We start from the raw sequence: 3,192 nt of genomic DNA on the forward strand, positions 1-3,192 counted from the left end.
CGTTTTCGTTTTCGTTTTAAGCACTAAGCACTAAGCATGAAACTTAAAGCCGCGATTTTAGTGTTTGTTTTGCTAGTGTTCGCATTTCCACACACAAGGGACTTCATAAATAAGCTCTTCAATCGAACTCGTATTCAATACCCATTCATCACTGATATTGAACGTACTGATCATTTGCTTGTTGAACAATTGCCAATGATTTAACAATGCTTCTTCAGGTGTCGATTGCATGTCGCCTTCATTCCATGTGCTTTCCATGAAAGGAGTAAGGCATACCGCTCCGTGCGCATACATGATCATTTGCCATTTAATTTCATAAATGTTGATCAAATTATCTGGATTCGCATCATTATATTCATCTGCCAACATATTAATTTGTTTTTCGATATCACCAACATTGTCGATAAAGTAATCGACCAAGTTGTCTTTTTGGCGAACAGAGTCGGTGATAAGTTGCATCGGTTTGCGTGAGTGAATCATGTTGCTAAAGAGGCGCATACTGAATAAATAGATAGTAATATTTGGCGCGACGCCTTTTGGTAACTCTTCTACGATTTTAGCAATGTATGACTGAAAATAATCATGTAAACAATCACTTATCGCATGCCAGATTTTCTCTTTGCTACCAAAATGGTGGCGAATAAGGCTATGAGATACGCCTGCTTTCTCACTGATGTTACGAAGAGAAACACTGTCATAACCATGCTCACAGAACATATCCGCAGCTACACCCATGATCAAAAATCTCGTTTCTTCAGCGTCTTTCGCGCTTCTTCTGCCTTGTTTCTTTTCAGTCATCTTCATTTCTACATTTACCTGATTACCACATTCTACACTGTTTTCCTTGAAATAAAAAATACTGCACAGGTGGAAAGTAAAGCTTGAGAATTCTTTAATAATAAATATACTGCCCACCTGTGTAATAAATCATAATAATTAAATGGAGAAGCATCATGCAATCCAATTTGTCTATCAAAGCGATACCGACCAAGCGTACGGGCGTGGTTATTGCCGCACTATTGCTCGCCGGCTCTCTAACTGGATGTAACAAAGTTCAGTCAGAGGAAAATGAGCAGGTAATCAAGCCTGTAAAGTTATTTGAGATTCCTCTGCGGGCAGATATCGAGCTTGATAGTTTTATCGCAAAAGTGGATGCAACCGACCGTGCTGCGCTTTCATTTCAAGTGGGTGGCGATATCGAAGTTTTTGATGTTCGTATGGGACAAGAAGTTAAGAAAGGTCAGGTGCTAGCCGCATTAGACGCGACGGATTACCGTATTGCCGTTGATGCAGCTCAAGCTAAATTTGACTTGGCGAACAGTCAATACAAGCAAGCTTCTGAGCTGTATTCGAAAAAGTTAGTCAGTACCGATTACTACGACCAAGCCGTCAACACCTTTACTGCCGCTGACGTTGAGTTGGAACAAGCAAAAACAAACCTTGGTTACACCACATTAGTTGCTCCATTCGATGGCGTGGTATCGATGGTGTTTGGTAAGCAATATCAGTTAATTGCTGAAAAGCAGCCAGTTCTTAATATTTTGAATCACAGTGAAATGGATGTGACGTTCTCTATTCCGGTATCTAAGCTTGAAGACCGTTCTATTCAAGACCTAACGAGCTCAAACATGTGGGTTGTAATGGATAGCCACCGCGGTATTCGTATCCCAACGCGTTTTAAAGAGATCTCTACACAACCAGATGAAGACACCAACAGCTACCAAGCGGTTGTATCTATCGACAAGCCGGTAGGCATCAATCTACTTTCTGGAATGACAGCGCAAGTTGAAGTTCAGAAGAGTAAGTCATACTACGGTATTGGCATTGTTGATTCAGCTTGGCTAACCAAACAAGCTGACCATGGCGAGCTATGGCGCTATAACCCAGACTCTCGATCGATTTCTAAAGTACAAGTCCTGCTTGATGAGCAAGGTAAAGTTATAGAAGGTCTTTCTTCTGGTGATCTTATCGTTGAAGCCGGTGTGGATGTGTTATCTGACGGACAGCAAGTAAAAGCTTGGCTTCGTGAGGGGGGTATTTAATGAACCTTTTAAAATCATCAGTTGTTGTCGCGTCGGTTTTGTTACTTCAAGCCTGTAACAATGAAGCTGTACACCGTGAACAACCGCCTTTATTGGTTTCTACCTTTGACGTTGGCGCGCCGCTGACTGATCAGTTCAGAAGTTTTAATGGACAGGTGATGCCTGCAGAACTTACACCGTTGGCATTTAAGCTTGCAGGCGAAATTCAACAAGTATTGGTGGAAGCCGGTGACAAAGTCGAAAAAGGGCAGTTATTAGCCACCTTAGATAACGCAACGTACCTTCAAGATCTAACTGATGCTAAATCTCAATTCAAACTGGCGAGCAAACAGTTGGCCCGTGGTACGGAGATGTTTGGCAGCAAGATGTTATCGCAATCAGAACACGACCAACTGACGGCTAACTACAAACTAGCATCGGCGAATTTGGCGGCAGCAAAACGCAAGTTAAGTTACACAGAGCTTTTAGCGCCATTCTCAGGAACAGTTTCAACCGTCGATAAGCAACGATTCGAAAACACGACTCCTGGAGAAACACTCCTGAGTGTGTACCAGAACGATAAGGTGTATGTGCGAATTCAAGTGTCAGATTCTATTTTGGCGTCGATCAGCCCAGACATGCGTTCGAGCAGTTACCGCCCCCAAGCAACTTTTGGAGGTCACTCGGGGGAATATCCTTTGACGTATCTAGAGCACACTAGCGAATTGCACCCACAATCACGTACCTACGAGTTTTGGATGCAGATGCAGCAGCCTGAAAGTGAAATTCTGCCGGGCACGAGCGTTACGGTCAATGTGGATATGGCGAAAGCGGGTCTGAGTGATGTTCAAGGTTACCAGTTACCAATGACAACGCTAGAAGCGGGCTCTGAAGCTAATCAGTTCTATGTGTGGAAAATGGAAGACGGACAAGCATTCAAAAGCGAAGTAGAAGTCGACAAAATCAGTGGCCAAGGCGCATTAATCGCTCATGGTGTTGAGCAAGGTGATCGACTCGTAAACTCGAATCTAAGAAAACTCCGTGACGGAATCGAATTGTCAGGAAAAGCAGAATGAACATCGCAGAATATTCAATTAAAAACAAAGTAATCAGCTGGCTGTTTCTAGTCATTTTGGCCATTGGCGGTGTGTCGTCTTTTGGCAACCTATCC

Annotated in this window: 3 protein-coding genes; 2 read left to right on the forward strand and 1 reads right to left on the reverse strand. The window is 43.0% G+C overall.

Going from position 1 to position 3,192, the window contains the following annotated elements; all coding sequences use genetic code 11:
- Positions 1-72: 72 nt before the first annotated feature.
- Positions 73-804 (reverse strand): TetR/AcrR family transcriptional regulator, encoded by a 732-nt coding sequence (locus tag AB4496_RS15435; protein ID WP_009845253.1) that lies wholly within the window; start codon positions 802-804, stop codon positions 73-75.
- A gap of 149 nt (positions 805-953) precedes the next feature.
- Between AB4496_RS15435 and AB4496_RS15440 the strand changes: the two genes are divergently transcribed.
- Together AB4496_RS15440 and AB4496_RS15445 are read left to right on the forward strand one after the other, a co-directional pair.
- Positions 954-2,042 (forward strand): efflux RND transporter periplasmic adaptor subunit, encoded by a 1,089-nt coding sequence (locus AB4496_RS15440; RefSeq protein ID WP_032555043.1) that lies wholly within the window; start codon positions 954-956, stop codon positions 2,040-2,042.
- On the forward strand, positions 2,042-3,097 hold the full coding sequence (locus AB4496_RS15445) for an efflux RND transporter periplasmic adaptor subunit (protein ID WP_032555044.1): 1,056 nt from the start codon (positions 2,042-2,044) through the stop codon (positions 3,095-3,097). Before AB4496_RS15440 ends, AB4496_RS15445 begins: the two co-directional genes overlap by 1 nt.
- Positions 3,098-3,192 lie beyond the last annotated feature (95 nt).

It is taken from the genome of Vibrio sp. 10N.222.46.A1 (assembly GCF_041473595.1).
Taxonomy (GTDB): Bacteria; Pseudomonadota; Gammaproteobacteria; order Enterobacterales; family Vibrionaceae; genus Vibrio; species Vibrio tasmaniensis_A.